Raw genomic sequence first — 19,484 nt, forward strand, 5'->3', positions numbered from 1 at the left:
CGCGCCCCGGCACGGATGGCAGACTGACCCGATGGCACGACATCGAGGTCTCACCATCCGCTCCGTCGCCCGCGGCGGCCTGGCTCTGCTGCTCGTCGGCGCCGGCGTCAGCCACGTGACGTGGGGGCGCCGGGGCTATCGCATCGTCGTGCCGGGGTGGGCCACCCGCCTGCTGCACCTCGACAAGGATGCCATCGTCGTGGCATCCGGGGCTGTCGAAGTGCTGCTCGGCACCGCACTGGTCGCCCTGCCTGGCGAGCGCGGCCGCATCGGAGCCGCGATCGCCGCGTTCTTCGTCGCCGTGTTCCCGGGGAACGTGCACCAGTGGCGCACCGGGCGCTCGGCGCCGGGTCTGAACACCGAGCGTGCCCGCTTCGCGCGGCTGTTCCTGCAGGTACCGCTCGTGGCGTGGGCGTGGTGGTCGACGCGGGCTCGATGACCCCGCGCCGCGCCCGGACCCTGTCTTCGCCGCGGTGACGACCCCTGCGCTGCACCCAGGGCGGGTGTCACCGACGCGGTCGATCCTGCGCGCGGTCCCGCCGCGAAGAAGGATCCGCCGCGACTACGCCGCCTCGCCGAGTTCGAGGATGCCGCGCTCGAACGCCGCGCGAGCGAGAACCTTGTAGCCGTGGTCGGCGAAGAACACCGTCAGCCGGTCGTCTTCGATCGCCATGACCGTGCCCACGCCGAACTCGCCGTGTTCGACCGTGGAGTCGATGCGGATGCCGTCGGTGTCGTCCGCGGCGGCCGGTTCGTCGATCGGCGCGGCGGCTCCGGTGTCGCAGCGGTCGCACGATCCGCAGTGGCTCGGGGTCTCGACGCCGAAGTACTCGAGCAGGGCCCGGCGTCGGCAGTGGACCGTCTCGGCGTAGCCGCGCATGATCTCGATGCGCGACGCGCGGATGCGTTCCTCGGCCTCGTCGCGCTCACGCACGGCGCTCACCGCGTCGCCGGCCGACACCTCCGCCAGGATCGAGACGCCCTCGGCTCCCGATACGGCCAGATCGCAGGCGACCAGGTGGTTCAGCACGCGGCCGATGGCGCGCACGGAACGACCGCCCTCGTCGGCGATGTCCTTCGCGCGCATCGGCCTCTCGGCCCGCTGCAGCACGTCCCAGACGCCCGCGATGTCGGCGCGCTTGGTGTGGCCGCCCGCGAAGAACGACCGGAGCGAGAAGTCCTCGGCGCGGTAGTGCAGGATCGCCCGCGCCGGCTGACCGTCGCGCGCCGCCCGGCCGATCTCTTGCGCGTACGAGTCGAGCGACTCGGTGACGTCGGCGTGCACGACCAGGCGCACGTCGCTCTTGTCGACGCCCATGCCGAACGCCGAGGTCGCCACGACCACGTCGAGCTCGCCCGCGCTCCACGCCGTGTGCACCTCGTCGCGCCGCTTCTGCGCCATGGCCCCGTGGTAGGCCGCCGCCCGCAGGCCCAGCGCGCCCAGCTCGTCGGCGTAGGTCTCGGTTCCCTTTCGGGTCGCCACGTACAGCAGCGCAGGGCCGCCGGCATCCTGCACGTCAGCGAGGACGGCGCGACGCTTGTCGGCGTCGTGCTCGTGTCGCCGCACGGCCATGTGGATCTCGGGGCGGTCCATGCCCCGCACCTCGAGGTGAGGCTCGCGCATGCGCAGGCTGGCGACGATGTCGTCGCGGACGGGGGCGGATGCCGTGGCCGTCAACGCCAGCACGGGAGGGTGGCCGAGTGCGTCGACGACGTCGCCGATCCGCGCGTAGTCGGGGCGGAAGTCGTGCCCCCACGCCGAGACGCAGTGCGCCTCGTCGACGACGATGAGCCGCACGTCGGTGTGCGCGAGGCGGTCGAACACCTCGGGGTTCGCGAGCTGCTCGGGGGCCAGGAAGGCGTAGACCGCGTCGTCGCCCTCGATGGCCGCCCACGCCGCGGCGCGCGCGGCGGCACCGGCCCGGGAGTTCAGGGCGACGGCGGCGGGGGCGTCGGGAGCCGCGTCGATGGAGTCGATCTGGTCGCGCTGGAGGGCCAGCAGGGGCGAGATGACGACCGTGACTCCGCCGAGCTCGCACCCGGCGATCTGGTACACGGCCGACTTGCCGGCACCGGTGGGGAAGACCACCAGGGTGTCGCGGCCGCTCACGACCGCGTCGATCGCCTCGGCCTGGCCCGGCAGCAGGTCGTCCCAGCCGAAGACGTCGCGGGCGGTGCGGGCGGACTGTTCGAGGGTGGCGGGAGCGTTCACGGGGCCTCATTCCTGGGGGAGGCGTCCAGCACACCCCGAACCTCCGACATCGAGTCGGGGGTTGCGAGCCGAGGCAACGTGTGATGAGCGGTGTCGCGGGGCTCGCTCACCAGGGCGGGCGTGCGGGGGCGGCACGATCGGCCGGGCTCACGACGCAGCCGTGCGACCTGGCGCCCCGGTCACCCCCGATGCCACGACCGTCCCGCCCGCGCAAGCCGACGGGCGATGTCGGAGGGGGATGCCAGGATGCCGACATGCTCCTCGGCGATATCGACACGGCCCTCACGACGGTCACGGGTACCCGATCCCGCCTGGCCAAGGTCGACGCGCTCGCCGCGGTGCTGCGCGCGCTCGCCCCCGACGAGATCGAGCCCGCCGTGGGACTGCTGACCGCGTCTCCGCGCCAGGGCCGCCTGGGCGTCGGGTGGCGCACGCTCTCGGCACGCGGCGGCGAGCACGCCGACACCTCGACGCTCACCGTCGGCGACGTCGACGACGCCTTCTCGCGCCTGGTCGAGGTCGGGGGAGCGGGGTCGGCGGCGGTCCGCACGGGGCTGCTCGACGATCTCGCCTCGCGGGCCACCGCGAACGAGTGGCACCTGCTCATCCGCATCATGACGGGCGAGCTGCGCACCGGAGCGCTCGAGGGCGTGCTGGTGGATGCCATCGCCCGGGCCGGTGACCGCGACGGCGCGCTCGTGCGTCGGGCCGCCATGCTGTCGGGCGATCTCGGCGAGACGGCTCGCGTCGCGCTCACCGGGTCGGTCGACGATCTCAGCGCCGTGGGCCTGGTCGTCGGTCGCGGCGTGCAGCCCATGCTCGCCTCGACCGCGGCGACCGTGGCCGAGGCGCTGCAGACGGCCGGTCGCGCCTCGGTGGAGTACAAGCTCGACGGTGCGCGGGTGCAGGTGCACCGACACGGCGACGAGGTCACGGTCTACACGCGCACGCTGGCCGACGTCACGCACCGCGTGCCCGAGATCGTCGAGGTCGCGCGCGCGCTGCCGGTCGACGACGTGATCCTCGACGGCGAGACGCTGTCGCTCGACGACGACGGTGCCCCGCGCCCGTTCCAAGACACGATGGCGCGTTTCGGGGCCGAGACGGCACGCGAGATCGCCCTGCGCCCCTGGTTCTTCGACATCCTGCACGTCGACGGGCGCGACCTGATCGACGACCCCCTCGAGGCCCGCCTCGACGAGCTGGAGCGCGTGGCCGGCGTCTACCGCATCCCCGCCCTGCTCACCGATGACGTCGACGCGGCAGACTCCTTCGCCCGCGCCGCTCTCGACGCGGGGCACGAGGGCGTGATGGTGAAAGGCCTCGACGCGAGCTATTCCGCGGGTCGACGCGGCAAGAGCTGGCTCAAGGTCAAACCCGTGCACACGTTCGACCTGGTCGTGCTGGGCGTCGAACGCGGTTCGGGGCGTCGCGCGGAGTGGTTTTCGAACCTGCACCTGGGGGCGCGCGATCCCGAGGGTCGTTTCGGCGAACCCGGCGGTTTCGTCATGGTCGGCAAGACCTTCAAGGGCCTGACCGACGAGACCCTGCGGTGGCAGACCGCGCACTTCGCCGAGCGCGAGACGGGAGCGGTGCCGGGCGGCATCCGGGTCGTCGCCGATACGGTCGTCGAGATCGCGATCGACGGGGTGCAGCGATCGGTGCGGTATCCGGGCGGCGTGGCGCTGCGCTTCGCCCGGGTGAAGGCATACCGTCCCGACAAGACGGCGGTCGACGCCGACACGATCGACACCCTGCGGGCGATGCTCCCCGCGGGCGCGGGCGGTAGTGACGGCGTGGGCGCGGGCAGCAGTGGGAGCGCCGCCGACGCGACCGTCGAGTGACGATGCTCGACCCACGATGCTCGGCCGACGGCCGGATGACCGACGAGCCGACCGCCCCGATGACTCCTCCCCGCCGGGGACGACACGACAGCACGACGAAAGGACCCCTCGATGAGTCTGGCCCCCTGGCTCGACGGTGAGCTCGGCTACCGCAGCTTCGGCACTCCCGGAGCTCCGCGCGCGGTGTTCGTGCTGCGCACCGGCGATGTGTCCACGACCGACCCCGACTCTCGGGTGACCTCGGGCTACGACGTGCGCATCATCGCGGTCGGTCTCGACGCCCCCGAATTGGAAGACCCGCCGGTGTTCGGCGGGCAGACCCCCGCCGCGCTCACCGTCGACGCCCTGCGTGAGCTTGTCGAGCGCGAGGCCCCGGGAGTCCCCGTCGGCCTGGTGGGGGAGCGGTCGGCGGGAGCGATCGCGATCTACCTGGCCGCGGCGATGGGTCCCGTCGTCGATCGCCTGGCGATCGTGGGGGTCGAGAGCCCGTCCGACCCGCTCAGCCGCGATCTGCGCACGCCCCTGCTCGACCATCTCGACGCGGAGGCGCTCGTGATCGTCGGCGGCGACGGTCCCGCGGCGACCGGCGATGCCGAGTGGTACGTCGAGCGGATGCGGTCGGCCGAGATGCAGATCGTGCCCGACGACGAGATCGGATCGGTCAACGGCCACGTGACGCTGACGTCGGTCTGGGACCGCGTGCTCGCCCACGTCGCCCCGGGCGCCGAGAGGCGCTGAGGCCCCCGCGCGCGGAGCCCGGCGTCGGCGCATCGGGCGCGCCGTCGCCGCGATCCCCGTCGCCGGGCTTCCCGTCGACGGGGTCCCGGTCGCGGGAATCCCCGCCTCCGGAACCTCGGCCGACGGGATCCCCCGTCGCCCGGGTCAGCTCCGCGTGACGGCCTTCACCTGCACGACGTTCGACTCCTCGTCGACCTCGACGTGGGCGGTCTGCGCCTTCAAGAAGTCCGAGAAGCTGCGGAACCCGAGGGCCTTCTCGCTGAACGAGGGGTCGAGACGCTTCATGAGGTCCTTCACCGCCGACGCGTGCAGCCACTCGCCGTCGGCGCGCTCGGCTTCGAGCTGCATGGCGCGCTCGAGCAGGTCGACCGCGGGATCCTTCGAACGACTCCGGGTGCGCGGCCGCGAGGGAGCGGCATCCTTGTCCTTCTTCGTCTCGGCCAGCTTCGGAATGCCGGGCAGCGAGTCGTAGGCGTCGAAGCGATCGCACGCGGCCGCGAGCGACTTCGCGGTCGACCCCGCCACGCCGACGCCGACGACGTACCGTCCGAGCCGCTTGCAGCGCTGGGCGAGGGGAACGTAGTCGCTGTCACCGGCGACGATGACGACGTGGGTCAGGTCGGGGAGGCGGAACATGTCCTCCACGGCATCCACCGCGAGACGGATGTCGGCGCCGTTCTTGGCGTACGCCGCGGCGGGGAACAGCTGCACGAGGTCGACCGCGCGCGCGACCAGCTGCGAGCGGTACTCGGCGTTCACGGGCGCCGACCAGTCGGCGTAGGCGCGCGTGAGCACGAGGGTGCCGAACGACGCCGCGTAGTCGATGACCGCGCCCACGTCGATCGTCGCCTTGGTGAGACGCTCGGCGATCTCGGGATCCATGGGGTTCTCGGCGATCTTCTGCCGATCACGCGAGTAGGCGTTGCGCCCGTGCACGCGGTCGTACCAGGACATCACGATGTTGTCGAAGTCGAGGTAGACGGCGACGCGGGCGGTCTGCGTATCGGGCATACCGTCCAGTCTGACCCGTCCCCGCGGTCCATGGGTAGTCGACACCCCTGCCGGCGTGCCGCCCGCGTGTGCCGCCCCGCGCGTGCGGGGACCGTGAGGCGGGCTCAGCGCTCCCCGGGGTAGACGACGCCGATCTGCCGGCGCACCTCGTCGAGCACGCCCATGATCGCCACGGTCTCATCGATCGGCTGCACGTCGCTCGACGTGGCTCCCGCGGCGATCAGACGCTCGGCCGCGAGGGCCTGATACTGCATGCCGCGTCCCTCGACCTCACTCGTGAACTGCTCGGCCACCGCGTTGTCGGGCGTGACGACGCGGAACGACGTCGGGGTGTACCAGACCCGATCGATCTCGATGCGGGCCTCGGTGCCGACGATCTGCGCCGAGTTGGTGCCGGCGCCCCGTGACGACGACACGGTGGTCGACACCGCGCCGCCGGCGTGGGCGAACACCGTGGCGACCTCGGCGTCGCTCCCGGCATCCGACAGGCGCGCCAGCGCGGTGATGCGCTCGGGAAGGCCGAGCACGTCGACGGCGAACGAGATCGGGTAGATGCCGAGGTCGAGCAGCGCACCGCCGCCGAGCTCGAGCGCGTTGAGGCGGTGCGCGGGGTCGGTGGAGATCTTCTGCGTGTGATCGGCCGACACCACGCGGATCTCGCCGAGCGTTCCCGCGGCGAGGATCTCGCGGATGCGCACCATGTGCGGCAGGTAGCGCGTCCACATCGCCTCCATGGCGAGCAGACCCTTCTCGGCGGCCTTGTCGCGGATGGCGGCGGCTTCGACCTCGTTGAGCGTGAACGGCTTCTCGACCAGCACGTGCTTGCCGTGGTCGAGGGCGAGCAGCGCCGTGTCGACGTGGCCGGGGTGCGGGGTGGCGATGTACACGATGTCGACCGTGGGGTCGGCGACGAGGTCGTCGTACGAGCCGTGCGCGTTCGGGATGCCGTAGGTCTCGGCGAACTCTCGAGCGCTCTCGATGCGGCGTGAGCCGACGGCGGCGACGTGGAGACCCGCGGTACGCAGGTCGGAGGTGAAGGCGTGCGCAATGCCGCCCGTGGCGAGGATGCCCCAGTGCAGTCCGGTCATACCCCCACCGTATCGGCGCGCAACCCTCCGGGGGCCCGCCGGGCCGCACGGCGACAGGAGCGGCCGTCTAGGCTCGTCGCATGACGCCCGTCGAGCGCTTCCGCGAGCTCCTGGCCATCGCGACGGTGTCGCGGTTCGACCCCGCCGACGTCGACGACGAGGCCTTCGCCGCGTTCCACGCCGCCCTCGAACGTCTCTACCCGCTCGTCCACAGCCGGCTCGAGCGCGAGGTCGTCGCGGGGCGGTCGCTGCTCTACCGCTGGGCGGGAACGACCGACGCCGCGCCCCTGGTGCTCCTCGCGCACCAGGACGTCGTCCCCGTCGAGGGGCAGCAGTGGCGGCATCCGCCGTTCTCGGCCGAGATCGTGGGCGAGGGAGCCGACCGCACGATCCACGCCCGGGGGGCGATCGACGATAAGGGCGCCCTCGTCGCCATCTTCGAGGCCGTCGAGCAGGCCCTGGCCGACGGGGTCGTCCCTCGCACCGACATCTGGCTCGCCCTCGGCCACGACGAAGAGACCCGCGGCACGGGGGCCCAGGCGATGGCCGCGCTGCTCGCCGAGCGGGGCGTGCGTCCGGCCCTGGTGCTCGACGAGGGGGGAGCGGTGGTGGAGGGAGCCGTCCCCGGCGTCGCCGCGCCCACCGCCATGATCGGCGTCGCCGAACGCGGAGTCGCGACGTTCGACCTCGTGACGCGCGAGGCCGGCGGACACGCCTCGACGCCGCCCGCCATGCCCGCGACGGCCCGTCTCGCCCGGGCCGTCGATCGCCTGCGTCGCCGCCCGTTCCCGCTGCGCCTCGCCCCACCCGTGCGGGCCATGCTCGCGACGGCGGCGGCCCACGCCGCGCCCCCGCTGGGCACGGTGTTCCGGCACGGCCGTGTCACGGCGCCCCTGCTGACGAGGGCGCTGGCGCGGGTCGGCCCCGAGACGAACGCGCTCGTGCGCACCACCGCCGTCGTCACCCGTCTCGAGGGAGCGGCGGGCGACAACGTGCTGGCCACGGTCGCCCGCGCCGGGGTCAACGTCCGCCTGCTCACCGGCGACACCCTCGCCGACGTGGCGATCCACCTTCGCCGCGCCGTGGCCGACCCGCTCGTCGACATCGAGCTGCGCCACGGCGGGGAACCCTCGCCCGTGTCGCCGTGGCGGGGCGAGGCCTGGCGGCGGCTGTCGGCGACGGTGTCGGCGACCCTCGGCCACGACGTGGTCGCGCTGCCGTATCTGCAGCTCGGCGCCAGCGACAGTCGCTTCTACACCGGTCTCACCGACGCCGTGTACCGCTTCGCGCCGTTCCACCTCACCCGCGCGGAGCGTGACGCGCTGCACGCTCCGAACGAGCGCATCCGCGTGGACGTGTGGCTCCGCGGCATCCGGTTCTACCGCGCTCTGCTGGAGTCCTGACGCCCCGTGGACGGGGGGAAACCTCGGCCGACGGGGGAGGCGGGCGCGTCGGTTAGTCTCGTGTGACCGGTCACGCAACAGCGCGCGACCCGCGACGAGGCGGACCATGAGCGATACCGACATCCCGGAAGCACCGGGCCGCGCCCCGAGCATCCGCGACGTCGCCCGTCTGGCGGGGGTGTCCTATCAGACGGTCTCGCGTGTCATCAACAACAGCCCGCAGCTGCGACCCGAGACGGCCGCGAAGGTGCGCTCCGCGATCGCCGAGCTGAAGTTCGTGCCGAACCAGGCGGCCCGCGCCCTCGCCACCAGTCGCTCCCGGTTGATCGGCGTCCTCGGCCCGCGCACCACGACGTTCGGCGTCGCGACCATGATCCAGGCCGTGGAGTCGGCCGCGCGCGCGGCCGGATACCGCCTGACGGTGACCAACCTCGCCACCAGCGCGCCCGACGACGTGCGCGCCTCGATCGACCACCTCATGCAGCAGTCGGTGGAGGGGCTCATCGCCGTCGCCCCCCAGACGCGGGTGCTGCCGATCCTCGACGAGCTGCAGCTCCCGGTGCCCGTGCAGATCGTGTCGTCGACGGGCACGACCTCGTCGCACAACCACCAGACCGCCGGCGCGCGGGCGGCGGTGCGTCATCTCATCGAGTTGGGGCACACCCGCATCCTGCACATCGCCGGGCCCCGCGACTGGGTCGAGGCCGACCATCGGATGCGCGGGTACCTCGCCGAGATGGACGCCCACGATCTCTCCCCCCGGCCGCCGGTGCTGGGGGACTGGAGCGCGCAGTTCGGCTTCGAGGCGGGGCTCGAGCTGTTGCGCACCGAGGATGCCACCGCGGTCTTCGCCGGCAACGACCATATGGCCCTGGGGTTCATGCATGCCGTTCGCGCCATAGGTCGCTCGGTGCCCGAGGACATCTCGGTGGTCGGTTTCGACGACGTTCCCGAATCGGCGCACCTGTGGCCGCCGTTGACAACGGTGCGGCAGGACTTCGCCGGCATCGGCACGCGCGCCGTGATCGATCTGCTCACCGCCCTCGGGGTCGACGTGGAGGACATCGCCGCGGGCGAGCCCGATCACCTGCGGTTGATCGTGCGCTCGTCGACGGCTCCGCCGTCGTGGTGACTTTCGTCACGTTTCGGCAACGGCTGGACCGCGAACGCATCGGGACTTGACAGCCACTGCTCAGCGCGAGGTAGCATCACTCACACAATGTGAACGGTCACATGACCGGGTCACACGGCCGACGGGACTCGCTGCGGAGCGGATCCGTCGAGACGAAGACGTTTCGAACGACGCGGGTGACCCGCCTCATCGACCGCCTCCGTTTCGCCCCGCCGACCGTGCGCCCGACGTGCGTCGTCAGCACTGCCCGCGATGGGCTCCTCGGGAGACATCGCGACAAACACCCAACGGAGGGAACCAGAGTGAAGAAGCACAGCATGCTCAAGGCGATCGCAGGAGCGGGCGTCCTCGCGCTCGGCATCGGCCTGGCCGGTTGCGCGGGAGACCGCACCGGCGCCGGCAGCGGCGACTCGGCAGAAGCCGGCGGCATCATCGGCGTCGCCATGCCGACCCAGCAGTCGGAGCGTTGGATCGCCGACGGCAACAACGTCAAGTCGCAGCTCGAAGAGCTCGGCTACCAGGTCGACCTGCAGTACGCCAACGACGACATCCCCACGCAGGTCTCGCAGATCGAGAACATGATCACCTCGGGCGCCAAGGCGCTCATCGTCGCCTCGATCGACGGCACCACGCTCACCGACGTGCTGCAGCAGGCCAAGGACGCCGACATCCCCGTCATCGCGTACGACCGCCTGATCAACGGCACCGAGAACGTCGACTACTACACGACGTTCGACAACTACAAGGTCGGCGTCCAGCAGGCCACGTCGCTCCTGACCGGCCTCGGCGTGCTCGACGCGTCGGGCGCCGAGACCGGCGCCGCCGGCCCGTTCAACGTGGAGCTGTTCGCCGGTAGCCCCGACGACAACAACGCGACGTACTTCTGGAACGGCGCCATGGACACCCTCAAGCCCTACATGGACAAGGGTGTGCTGACGGTTCCCTCCGGCCAGACCGAGTTCGGCCAGGCGGCCATCCTCCGCTGGCTGCCCGAGACGGCGCAGAAGCGCATGGAGAACATCCTCACCGTCATCGGCGGCACCAAGCTCGACGGCGTGCTCTCGCCCTACGACGGCCTGTCGATCGGCATCATCTCGGCCCTCACCTCGGGCGGCTACGCGGCGAACGCGCTGCCGGTCATCACGGGTCAGGACGCGGAGGCCGGCTCGATCAAGTCGATCATCGCCGGTGAGCAGTACTCGACGATCTTCAAGGACACGCGCGAGCTCGCGAAGCAGGCCGTGACCATGGTCGACGACATCCGCAAGGGCGAGACCCCCGAGGTCAACGACGAGAAGACCTACGACAACGGCAAGAAGGTCGTCCCCTCGTACCTCCTCGAGTCGACGATCGTCACGAAGGACAACTACAAGGAACTCCTGATCGACAGCGGTTACTACACCGAGGCCGACCTGGGTTGATCCCCCGGGAGGGTTCCGACCCTCCCACCCCGCCTCCGCCGCGGCCCGACCGGGTCGCGGCGGAGGCTCCTGCGGGTCGGCGCGCAGCGCCCCCGCCCCATCATCCCGACCGGCCACGAGCCGGTTCTGCAAGGAGGACCTCGTGAGCACCATCCTCGAGATGCGCTCGATCACCAAGGAGTTCCCCGGCGTCATCGCGCTCGCCGACGTGTCGTTGACCGTCGCGCGCGGGACGGTTCACGCCATCTGCGGCGAGAACGGCGCCGGCAAATCGACCCTCATGAAGGTGCTCAGCGGTGTGTACCCCGCGGGCGACTACCGCGGCGAGATCGTCTTCGACGGCAACACCGTCGAGTTCAAGGACATCCGCGACAGCGAGGCCGCCGGCATCGTCATCATCCACCAGGAGCTGGCCCTCAGCCCCTACCTGTCCATCGCCGAGAACATCTTCCTCGGCAACGAGATCACGCACCGCGGTCTCATCGACTGGGATGCCACGAACCGCGAGGCCTCGAAGCTCCTCGCCCGCGTGGGCCTGGGCGACAGCCCCGACGTGCCCGTCAACGAGATCGGTGTCGGCAAGCAGCAGCTCGTCGAGATCGCGAAGGCGCTGTCGAAGGACGTCAAGCTCCTCATCCTCGACGAGCCCACCGCCGCCCTCAACGACGACGACTCCGAGCACCTGCTCGACCTGATCCGTCACCTGCGCGGGCAGGGCATCACCTGCATCATCATCAGCCACAAGCTCAACGAGATCCGCGCGATCGCCGACGAGGTCACGATCATCCGCGACGGTCGCACGATCGAGACGCTGGATGTCGCCACCGGCGGCACGAGCGAGGACCGGATCATCCGCGGGATGGTCGGCCGCGAGCTCGAGAACCGCTACCCCGACCGCGACGTCGAGATCGGCGACGAGGTGCTGCGCATCGAGGACTGGAACGTCAGTCACCCCACCGACGCCAACCGCGTCGTCATCCACGAGGCCAACCTGACGGTGCGCGCCGGCGAGGTCGTCGGTATCGCGGGCTTGATGGGCGCCGGTCGCACGGAGCTGGCGATGAGCGTGTTCGGCAAGAGCTTCGGTTCGCGCATCTCGGGCACCGTCTACATCAACGGCAAGAAGGCCGACACCTCCACGGTTCCCGCCGCCATCCGCAGCGGGCTCGCGTACGTCACGGAAGACCGCAAGGGCGCCGGCCTCAACCTCATCGACACCATCAAGCGCAACATCTCGCTCGCCGGGATGCGCAAGCTGGTGAAGGGCGGGTTCGTGGACGGCGACGAGGAGTACCTGGTCGCGAACCGCTACCGCAAGTCGATGAACATCAAGGCGCCCAGCGTCGACGTGGTGGTCGGAAAGCTCTCCGGCGGCAACCAGCAGAAGGTCGTGCTGTCGCAGTGGCTGTTCTCCGACCCCGAGGTGCTCATCCTCGACGAGCCCACCCGCGGCATCGACGTGGGCGCGAAGTACGAGATCTACACGATCATCAACTCCCTCGCGGCGCAGGGGAAGGGGGTGCTCGTCATCTCTTCGGAGCTGCCCGAGCTCCTCGGCATCTGCGACCGCATCTACACCCTCAGCGAAGGCCACATCACCGGCCAGCTGCCCATCGAAGAGGCCACTCCCGAGGCCCTCATGGTGCTCATGACCAAGGAAAAGGAAGCCGACCATGTCAGCGCTTGACAACACCGTGACCCCCCAGGGTCCCGCCACGCCGAAGGGTCCCGTCGGCGGCGGCACCGGCAGCGGTGCCGGCGGCATGCTGCAGTTCTTCACCTCTCGGCTGCGCGAGATCGGCATCTTCATCGCGCTGATCGTCATCGTCCTGCTATTCCAGGCGTTGACCGGCGGTCGTCTGCTCACCGCGGGCAACGTGTCGAACATCATCGTCCAGAACAGCTACATCCTGATCCTCGCGATCGGCATGGTGATGATCATCATCGCCGGGCACATCGACCTGTCGGTCGGTTCCGTCGCGGCCTTCGTCGGTGCCGTCTCGGGTGTGCTCATCGTGCAGTGGGGCCTGCCCTGGTGGCTCGGCATCCTGCTGTCGCTGCTCCTGGGTGCCGTGGTCGGCATGTGGCAGGGCTTCTGGGTGGCGTATATCGGCATCCCAGCGTTCATCGTGACCTTGGCGGGCATGTTGCTGTTCCGAGGCCTCACGCAGATGACGCTGGGCAACACGCAGATCACGCCCTTCCCGACCGAGTACCGCCAGCTCGGCGGTGGCTATCTCTTCCCCGACCTGTTCCCGGCCGCCAGCTCGCCCGCCGAGTGGATCACCGTCGCCCTCGGCGTGCTGACCCTGGTCATGTTCGTCGTGTCGCAGGTGCGCCAGCGCGCCAAGCGCGCCGCGCTCGAGCTGCAGAACGAGCCGCAGCTGTGGTTCATCCTCAAGATCGTCGGTGGCGGCGCGCTCATCGCGTACCTGACCTACCTGCTGGGTGTCGCTCCCGGCTCGCGCGGGACCCCGATCGTCCTCGTCGTGCTCGCCGTGCTGGTCATCGGCTACTCGACGGTCATGAGCCGGAGCGTCTTCGGTCGCCACATCTACGCGATCGGCGGCAACCGCACCGCGGCGAAGCTGTCGGGCATCAACACCCGTCGCGTCGATTTCATGCTGTTCGTGAACATGGGCGTGCTCGCGGCCCTCGCCGGCATCGTCTTCACGGGTCGCCTGAACTCGGCCGGCCCCGGCGCCGGAAACCTGTTCGAGCTGGATGCCATCGCCGCATCGTTCATCGGTGGCGCCGCCGTTCAGGGTGGTGTCGGCCGCGTGGTCGGCGCGATCGCCGGTGGTCTCGTCATGGGTGTGCTCAACAACGGCATGTCGCTCATGGGTATCTCGACCGACGTGCAGCAGTTCATCAAGGGTCTCGTGCTGCTGCTGGCCGTGGCCTTCGACGTGTGGAACAAGAACCGCACCCGCGGGTGATCCATGCTCGTCCCGAAACGCCCCGTCGCCTCGCGCGACGGGGCGTTTCCCGTGTGTGGGGCAGGATGGAGCGGGTGACCCCCCGCACGCCTCTCCGTGCCGCCGCCGCCCTCGTGGCCGTCCTCGCCCTGGGCCTGGCCGGCTGCACGTCCACGACCGCGCGCACCACGGGGACGAGCGACGGTGCCGGGGTGATCGGCATCGCTCTTCCCTCGACCGCCGACGCCGAGTGGGTGCGGGCCGGCGACGCCCTGTCCGCGGCTCTGCGCGACCGCGGCTATCGCGTCGACCTGCAGTTCGCGGCCGATGACGCCCGCACGCAGGGCGCGCAGGTGCAGAACATGCGCACGAAGGGTGCGGATGCCGTGATCGTGGCGCCCCTGCCGGGCGACGTCTCCGCGGCGGCGCCCCCGTCCGAGGGGGCCGACCCCGTCGTGCTCTTCGGGCGGACCTCCACCGCCTACGCCGTCGCCTTCACCGCGGTCGTCGAGCCGGAGGAGCTGGGTCGCGCGCAGGCTGAGGCTCTGCTCGCGGAGCTGCCCGAGGTGACCCCGGATGCCGTCGACCCGGGCGACGGCCCCTCCGACGCCGGGTCCGACGCCGGGGCGACGATCGAGCCCGACGCCGGCTCCGACCCGGACGAGAGCACCGGGCCCGACGCCGGGACGAGCCCCGACGATTCCGCTCCGGTCGTCGCGCCCGCCCGTGTCGCGGTGCTCGCGGCGACGGCCGACGACGCGTGGGAACGGCGTCGGTACGACGCTGCCGTGGCGACCCTTGCTCCGGCCGCCGTCGACGGGCGTCTCACCCTCGTGGCGGGAGCGACGTGGGACGAGGCGGCGGTCGCCGACGATCCCCTCGACGTCGCCGACGCGGCCGAGGACCGTGCTCGCGCGCTCGGCCGCTCCGACCCGGCCCCCACCGCGCTGCTGGCCCTGGGCGACGCCGTCACGCGCGGCGTCGTGACCGCGGTGACCACCGACCCGCCGGCCGACGACGACGCCTCGCCGTCTCCCACCCCCGTTCCCTCGTCGACGGCTGCTCCTGCGCCGGCCCCGCTCGTGGTCGGTTCGGGCGCCGACACCGTCACGGCGCGGGCGCTCCACGACGGCGCGATCGCCGCGACCGTCTTCGCCGACCCGCGGGCCCTGGTACCGGCGACCGTCGATGCGATCGACGCGCTCCTCGCCCGCCGCGCGCCGGAGGCCGACGTGACGAGCGGGTCGCCCGAGATCCTCCGGCCCGACGACGTCGACACGGCCCTGGTCGATACCGGCTGGCTGCGCACCGACGACCTTTCGGGATAACCCGAACGCGCACGGGGGCTGGCCGGGCGGTGCCCCCGCGGGGCTCACCCCTAGCGTGGAACCCATGACCACGGCATCCGTCCTTCCGCCTCCTCCGCCGGCGCCCTCGGGCACCGACCCCGCCGCGAGCACGACCGCGCCCGCGTCGGCACCCGCGGCCGTCACGGCTGCGCCGACCCCGCCGCGCATCCGCGTCGCCTCTCCCGGCCGGGTCGCCGGTGCCGCCGCGCACCTCGCCGCGCTCGGCCTCATCGGTCCCGCCGTCTTCAGCGCCCTGTTCGGCATGCTGGGCGCCGGTCTCGGACTGCTCGCCGCCCTCTTCGTCGGCGTCATCGTGCTCGTCGCCTTCGTCTACGTCCTCTTCGCCATCGCCTGGTTCGAGCGCGCGCGTCTCGACGGCCTCTACGGCTTCGGGCTGCCGCCGCTGCGTCCACGGCGGAGCCCCCGCCCCGGATTCGTCGGCGTCCTCGACACGATCTGGCTGCAGGCGAAAGACCCCGGGCAGTGGCGCGCGGTGGCCTCGTTCACCATCGCGACGCTGCTGGGAATCATCACGCTCGCCGTCGCCGGCCTCGCCGCCTGGGGCCTGGCGTTGATGATCAGCCCGATCTTCGGGTGGTCGAACACGCGGCTGCTCGGCTTCGTCCCCCTCGAGGGGGTCGCCGCCCCGCTCGTGGGACTCCTCGTCTTCGTGGCGTCGCTCGCCGCGATCGTCGGCCTGGCGGTGCTCCACGGGGTCATCGCCCGAGCCATCCTCGTCCCCTCCCGCGAGGCACAGCTCGAGGAGCAGGCACGGACGTCCGACACCCGCCGCGCCGGAGCCGTCCGCGCCGCCGAGGTGGAGCGCACGCGCATCGAACGCGACCTGCACGACGGCGTCCAGCCGCGCCTCGTCTCGATCGGCATGACGCTGGGCCTGGCCCAGACCAAAATCGACGACGACCCCGAGGCCGCGAAGGCTCTCGTCGCCGAAGCGCACGCCTCGACCAAGTCGGCCATCACCGAACTGCGCCAGCTCGCCCGCGGCATCCACGCCTCGGTGCTCGACGATCGCGGACTGGATGCCGCCCTCTCGGCGCTCGCCTCGCGCTCGCACATCCCGGTCACCCTCGACGTGCGTCTGTCGCGCCGCTGCAGCCGTCCGGCCGAGGCGGCCGTGTATTTCTCGATCGCCGAGGCGCTGACCAACGCCGCCAAGCACTCCCGGGCGACCGGATGCCGCGTGCACGTGCGCCTCCGCGAAGACGGGACCCTGTGGGCCCGTGTCGAGGACGACGGGCTGGGCGGTGCGCGCATCGTCCCCGGCGGGGGCCTGGACGGCATCGTCAACCGCGTCACCGCCGCCGGCGGCACGGCCCGCATCGACAGCCCCCAGGGCGGTCCGACGACGGTGGAGGTGAACGTACCGTGCGCATCCTGATCTGCGAAGACAGCGTGCTGCTGCGCGAGGGGCTCGTGCGCGTGCTCGCCGACGACGGCCACGAGGTGGTCGCCGCCCTCGCCGACGCCGACGGCCTCGAGGCCGCGGTCGCCGAGACCGCGCCCGAACTCTGCATCCTCGACGTGCGGCTGCCGCCGACCTGGACCGACGAGGGCATCCGCGCCGCGATCGCGCTGAGGTCGCGGCATCCGGGACTCCCCGTGCTGGTGCTGTCGCAGTACGTCGAGGAGCAGTACGCCAGTGACCTCATCGCCGACGGGCAGGGGGCGCTCGGCTACCTGCTGAAGGACCGGGTCGCCGACGTGCGGGACTTCCTCGACGCGCTCGTCCGCATCGCCGGCGGGGCGACGGTGCTCGACCCCGAGGTCGTGGGGCAGCTGCTGGCGCGGCGTCGCCGCGACGAGCGCCTGCAGAGTCTCACCGAGCGCGAGCGTTCCGTGCTCGCCCTGATCGCCGAGGGGCGCTCGAACCAGTCGATCGCGCAGGCGCTGTTCGTCTCGGAGGCCAGCGTCGAGAAGTACATCACCGCCATCTTCACCAAGCTGGGCCTCGAGCAGGGCGAGACGGGCAACCGCCGCGTCATCGCCGCCCTCGTCCACCTGGGCCACGACCACACTGGAGCTTCCTCATGACCGTTCAGCCCCCGCTCGATCCCACCCCGCCGGCCCCTCCCCGCCGGCGCGGCGCGGCCCTCGCCGTCTCGATCGCGACCATCGTCGTGGGCGGATGCGTGCTCCTCGGCGCGGTCGTCGGCACGGGCGTGTCTGCGGCGGCGACCTTCCGCGACAGCGGCACCGCCGTCGACGCGGGCGAGACCTCGACGAACGGTCTCACCGACCTCGACGTGGAGGTGGCCGGTGGGGCGCTCACCATCGAGTACGGAGACGTCGCCGACGCCCGGCTCGACACGAACGGGCGCGACTCGAGCGGGTGGACGTTCGAGCGCGACGGCGACACGCTGCGGGTGAGCTCGCCCCGGGCGGGACTCGTCGGATGGGCCGGCGACGCCACCTCGGCCACCCTCACCCTGCCCCGCACGTCGGCGACCACCGATCTCGACGCTCGCATCGACGTGGCCGGCGGTGCGCTCGATCTCGACATCGACCTGGCGTCGCTGACCGTGGAACTGGCCGGAGGCACGGTCGATCTGTCGGGCAGCGCGCGCACCCTCGACGTCTCGGTGGCGGGGGGTGCCGCGTCGACGACGCTCACCGGGGTCGACACCGCGACGTTCGAGGTGGCCGGGGGAAACCTGTCGGCCACCCTCGACGGGGTCGCGCCCGCCCGCACCACGGTGAAGGTCACCGCGGGCTCGGCCGACGTCACCCTGCCCGACGACGCGTACGACGTGACGATCGACGGCGGCCTCGGCAACGTCGACAACCGCCTGCGCACCTCACCGTCGGCGACGTCGGTCGTCGACGTCGAGGCCGAGCTGGGGCAGGTGTCCCTGACGTCCTGAACCGTGTGAGTCGCCGGTATTCGTCGCCCCGCTCGGCTCGCGGGCGACGAACACCGGCGACTCACGTGCGGGTGCGGGCGGGGCGCGAGGCGGCGATGGCGGCCAGCACGAGGACGATCCCGGCGATCTGCGCGACCGCGAGCGACTCGCCACCGACCATGACACCGAGCAGTACCCCGGTCACGGGATTGAGCAGTCCGATCAGTCCCACCGTGCCGGCGGGCAGGTGGCGCAGGCCCGTGAAGTAGCAGACGAAGGCGAGCGCGGTCGCGACGACGGCGATGCCCGCGTAGGCGGCGATCCCCGCGGCATCCACCCGGGGCGGTGCGCCTTCGACGGCGACGGCCGCCACCGTCAGGGCCAGTCCGCCCGCGATCAGCTGCCACGAGGTGGTCGCGAGCAGCGGCACCTCGTCGCTCCAGCGCGTGGCCAGGATGCCGCCGAGCGAGAACACCAGCAGTGCGGTGGCCGAGATCACCACCCCGAGCGCCGGCACCACTCCGGTGCTCCAGCCCACCACGAGCACGACACCCACGACGCCGAGCAGGGTTCCCGCGGCCCAGCGCAGGGTCGGGCGCTGGCCGAGCAGGGGCCAGGCGAGACCCGCCAGGGTGAGCGGCGAGAGCGCCATCACTGACGAGGCGATCGAGGAGGGCAGCAGCTGCGCGGCGAGGTAGACGAGGACGAAGAACGCGCCGAAGTTGAGCAGCCCCAGCACCGGCGCCTTCCACCACCAGCTGCCGCGCGGCCGGCGGCGGGCGAGGGCCCACAGCAGCAGGCCCGCGGGGAGGGCGCGGAGCGCCGCGCCCCAGAGCGGGGCATCGGCCGGCAGAAGATGTCGCGTGACCACGTAGGTCGCTCCCCAGGCGATGGGGGCGACCGCGGTGACGGCGACGACACGCCATTTATCTTCCATGGAAGGCACTATAGCTTCCGCGGAAGATATAGTGGGGGCATGGATGCCGACCACGTCGACCGGATCGTCGAGCAATGGGCCGCCGAACGGCCCGACGTCGACGCCTCACCGATGCAGATCTTCGGGCGCCTCAGCCGCATCACCGATCACCTCGAGGCCGAGTTGCTCCGCGTCTTCCGGCGCTTCGGTCTGGGCGAGGGCGAGTTCGACATCCTGGCCGCCCTGCGTCGCGGCGGCGAGCCCTACGCCTGCGCCCCGGGTGAGCTCGCGCGCCACACGATGGTGACCACCGGCGCGGTGACGAAACGCGTCGATCGGCTCGTGGCATCCGGTCTCGTCTCGCGCAGCGCGAGCGACGGCGACGGTCGCGGTCGCGTGGTCTCGCTCACCGCCGAGGGCCGCCGGGTGATCGACGAGGCCGTGGTCGCGCACGCGGCGAACGAGCAGCGCCTGCTCGCGTCGTTGACTCCCGCCCAGCGCCGCGCCCTGGAGTCGCTGCTGCGCGAGTGGGGGAGCGCTCTGGGCGTCTGAGCCCCCGTCCCTCCCGCGCCGCGGGCCGGGTCGGGTCGG

17 protein-coding genes are annotated in these 19,484 nt (G+C 71.8%); 13 read left to right on the top strand and 4 right to left on the bottom strand.

What is annotated here, in order from left to right; translation table 11 throughout:
* Positions 1 to 31 precede the first annotated feature (31 nt).
* Positions 32 to 439 (top strand): DoxX family protein, encoded by a 408-nt coding sequence (locus IFU40_RS14220; RefSeq protein ID WP_191926742.1) that lies wholly within the window; start codon positions 32 to 34, stop codon positions 437 to 439.
* A 123-nt stretch (positions 440 to 562) separates the two neighbouring features.
* Here IFU40_RS14220 and IFU40_RS17260 read toward each other — a convergent pair whose 3' ends face one another.
* Positions 563 to 2,212, bottom strand: coding sequence for a RecQ family ATP-dependent DNA helicase (locus IFU40_RS17260; protein WP_191926743.1), 1,650 nt, complete (start codon positions 2,210 to 2,212; stop codon positions 563 to 565).
* A 254-nt stretch (positions 2,213 to 2,466) separates the two neighbouring features.
* Here IFU40_RS17260 and IFU40_RS14230 point away from each other — a divergent pair, with 254 nt between their 5' ends.
* Positions 2,467 to 4,056, top strand: a complete 1,590-nt coding sequence (locus IFU40_RS14230; protein ID WP_191926744.1) for an ATP-dependent DNA ligase — start codon at positions 2,467 to 2,469, stop codon at positions 4,054 to 4,056.
* 111 nt (positions 4,057 to 4,167) lie between these two features.
* Positions 4,168 to 4,794, top strand: a complete 627-nt coding sequence (locus IFU40_RS14235) for a hypothetical protein (RefSeq protein WP_070409618.1) — start codon at positions 4,168 to 4,170, stop codon at positions 4,792 to 4,794.
* Positions 4,795 to 4,938: 144 nt separating this feature from the next.
* Here IFU40_RS14235 and IFU40_RS14240 read toward each other — a convergent pair whose 3' ends face one another.
* Positions 4,939 to 5,805, bottom strand: coding sequence for an NYN domain-containing protein (locus IFU40_RS14240; protein WP_055839786.1), 867 nt, complete (start codon positions 5,803 to 5,805; stop codon positions 4,939 to 4,941).
* A 104-nt stretch (positions 5,806 to 5,909) separates the two neighbouring features.
* Positions 5,910 to 6,893, bottom strand: coding sequence for a Gfo/Idh/MocA family protein (locus tag IFU40_RS14245; RefSeq protein ID WP_055839783.1), 984 nt, complete (start codon positions 6,891 to 6,893; stop codon positions 5,910 to 5,912).
* Positions 6,894 to 6,973: 80 nt separating this feature from the next.
* Here IFU40_RS14245 and IFU40_RS14250 point away from each other — a divergent pair, with 80 nt between their 5' ends.
* The 9 genes from IFU40_RS14250 to IFU40_RS14290 all read left to right on the top strand — a co-directional run bounded on the left by IFU40_RS14250 (position 6,974) and on the right by IFU40_RS14290 (position 17,998).
* Positions 6,974 to 8,296, top strand: a complete 1,323-nt coding sequence (locus IFU40_RS14250) for a M20/M25/M40 family metallo-hydrolase (RefSeq protein ID WP_191926745.1) — start codon at positions 6,974 to 6,976, stop codon at positions 8,294 to 8,296.
* 106 nt (positions 8,297 to 8,402) lie between these two features.
* Positions 8,403 to 9,428, top strand: a complete 1,026-nt coding sequence (locus IFU40_RS14255) for a LacI family DNA-binding transcriptional regulator (RefSeq protein WP_070409621.1) — start codon at positions 8,403 to 8,405, stop codon at positions 9,426 to 9,428.
* Between the two features lie 317 nt (positions 9,429 to 9,745).
* Positions 9,746 to 10,849 carry a multiple monosaccharide ABC transporter substrate-binding protein gene (gene chvE / locus IFU40_RS14260; protein ID WP_055839925.1) on the top strand — a complete coding sequence of 368 codons (1,104 nt, stop codon included), beginning with the start codon at positions 9,746 to 9,748 and terminating at the stop codon, positions 10,847 to 10,849.
* A gap of 160 nt (positions 10,850 to 11,009) precedes the next feature.
* Positions 11,010 to 12,536, top strand: coding sequence for a multiple monosaccharide ABC transporter ATP-binding protein (mmsA, locus tag IFU40_RS14265; protein WP_055839923.1), 1,527 nt, complete (start codon positions 11,010 to 11,012; stop codon positions 12,534 to 12,536).
* A 76-nt stretch (positions 12,537 to 12,612) separates the two neighbouring features.
* On the top strand, positions 12,613 to 13,788 hold the full coding sequence (mmsB, locus tag IFU40_RS14270; protein WP_055839920.1) for a multiple monosaccharide ABC transporter permease: 1,176 nt from the start codon (positions 12,613 to 12,615) through the stop codon (positions 13,786 to 13,788).
* Between the two features lie 74 nt (positions 13,789 to 13,862).
* Positions 13,863 to 15,095, top strand: a complete 1,233-nt coding sequence (locus IFU40_RS14275) for a substrate-binding domain-containing protein (RefSeq protein WP_191926746.1) — start codon at positions 13,863 to 13,865, stop codon at positions 15,093 to 15,095.
* 64 nt (positions 15,096 to 15,159) lie between these two features.
* The gene (locus tag IFU40_RS14280) at positions 15,160 to 16,515 is read left to right on the top strand and encodes a sensor histidine kinase (RefSeq protein ID WP_055839772.1); all 1,356 of its coding nucleotides are present in this window, start codon (positions 15,160 to 15,162) and stop codon (positions 16,513 to 16,515) included.
* Positions 16,503 to 17,168 (top strand): response regulator transcription factor, encoded by a 666-nt coding sequence (locus tag IFU40_RS14285; RefSeq protein WP_055839770.1) that lies wholly within the window; start codon positions 16,503 to 16,505, stop codon positions 17,166 to 17,168. The genes IFU40_RS14280 and IFU40_RS14285 overlap by 13 nt, the downstream gene beginning before the upstream one ends.
* Entirely contained in the window at positions 17,165 to 17,998 is an 834-nt protein-coding gene (locus IFU40_RS14290) for a DUF2807 domain-containing protein (protein WP_191926747.1), read from the top strand. The genes IFU40_RS14285 and IFU40_RS14290 overlap by 4 nt, the downstream gene beginning before the upstream one ends.
* A 61-nt stretch (positions 17,999 to 18,059) precedes the next feature.
* Here the strand turns inward: IFU40_RS14290 and IFU40_RS14295 are convergent, their stop codons facing one another.
* The gene (locus IFU40_RS14295; protein ID WP_191926748.1) at positions 18,060 to 18,914 is read right to left on the bottom strand and encodes a DMT family transporter; all 855 of its coding nucleotides are present in this window, start codon (positions 18,912 to 18,914) and stop codon (positions 18,060 to 18,062) included.
* A 39-nt stretch (positions 18,915 to 18,953) separates the two neighbouring features.
* Here IFU40_RS14295 and IFU40_RS14300 point away from each other — a divergent pair, with 39 nt between their 5' ends.
* The gene (locus tag IFU40_RS14300; RefSeq protein WP_191926749.1) at positions 18,954 to 19,445 is read left to right on the top strand and encodes a MarR family winged helix-turn-helix transcriptional regulator; all 492 of its coding nucleotides are present in this window, start codon (positions 18,954 to 18,956) and stop codon (positions 19,443 to 19,445) included.
* The last annotated feature ends 39 nt before the right edge of the window (positions 19,446 to 19,484 follow it).

Source organism: Microbacterium sp. CFBP 13617, from assembly GCF_014839445.1.
Classification (GTDB): domain Bacteria; phylum Actinomycetota; class Actinomycetes; order Actinomycetales; family Microbacteriaceae; genus Microbacterium.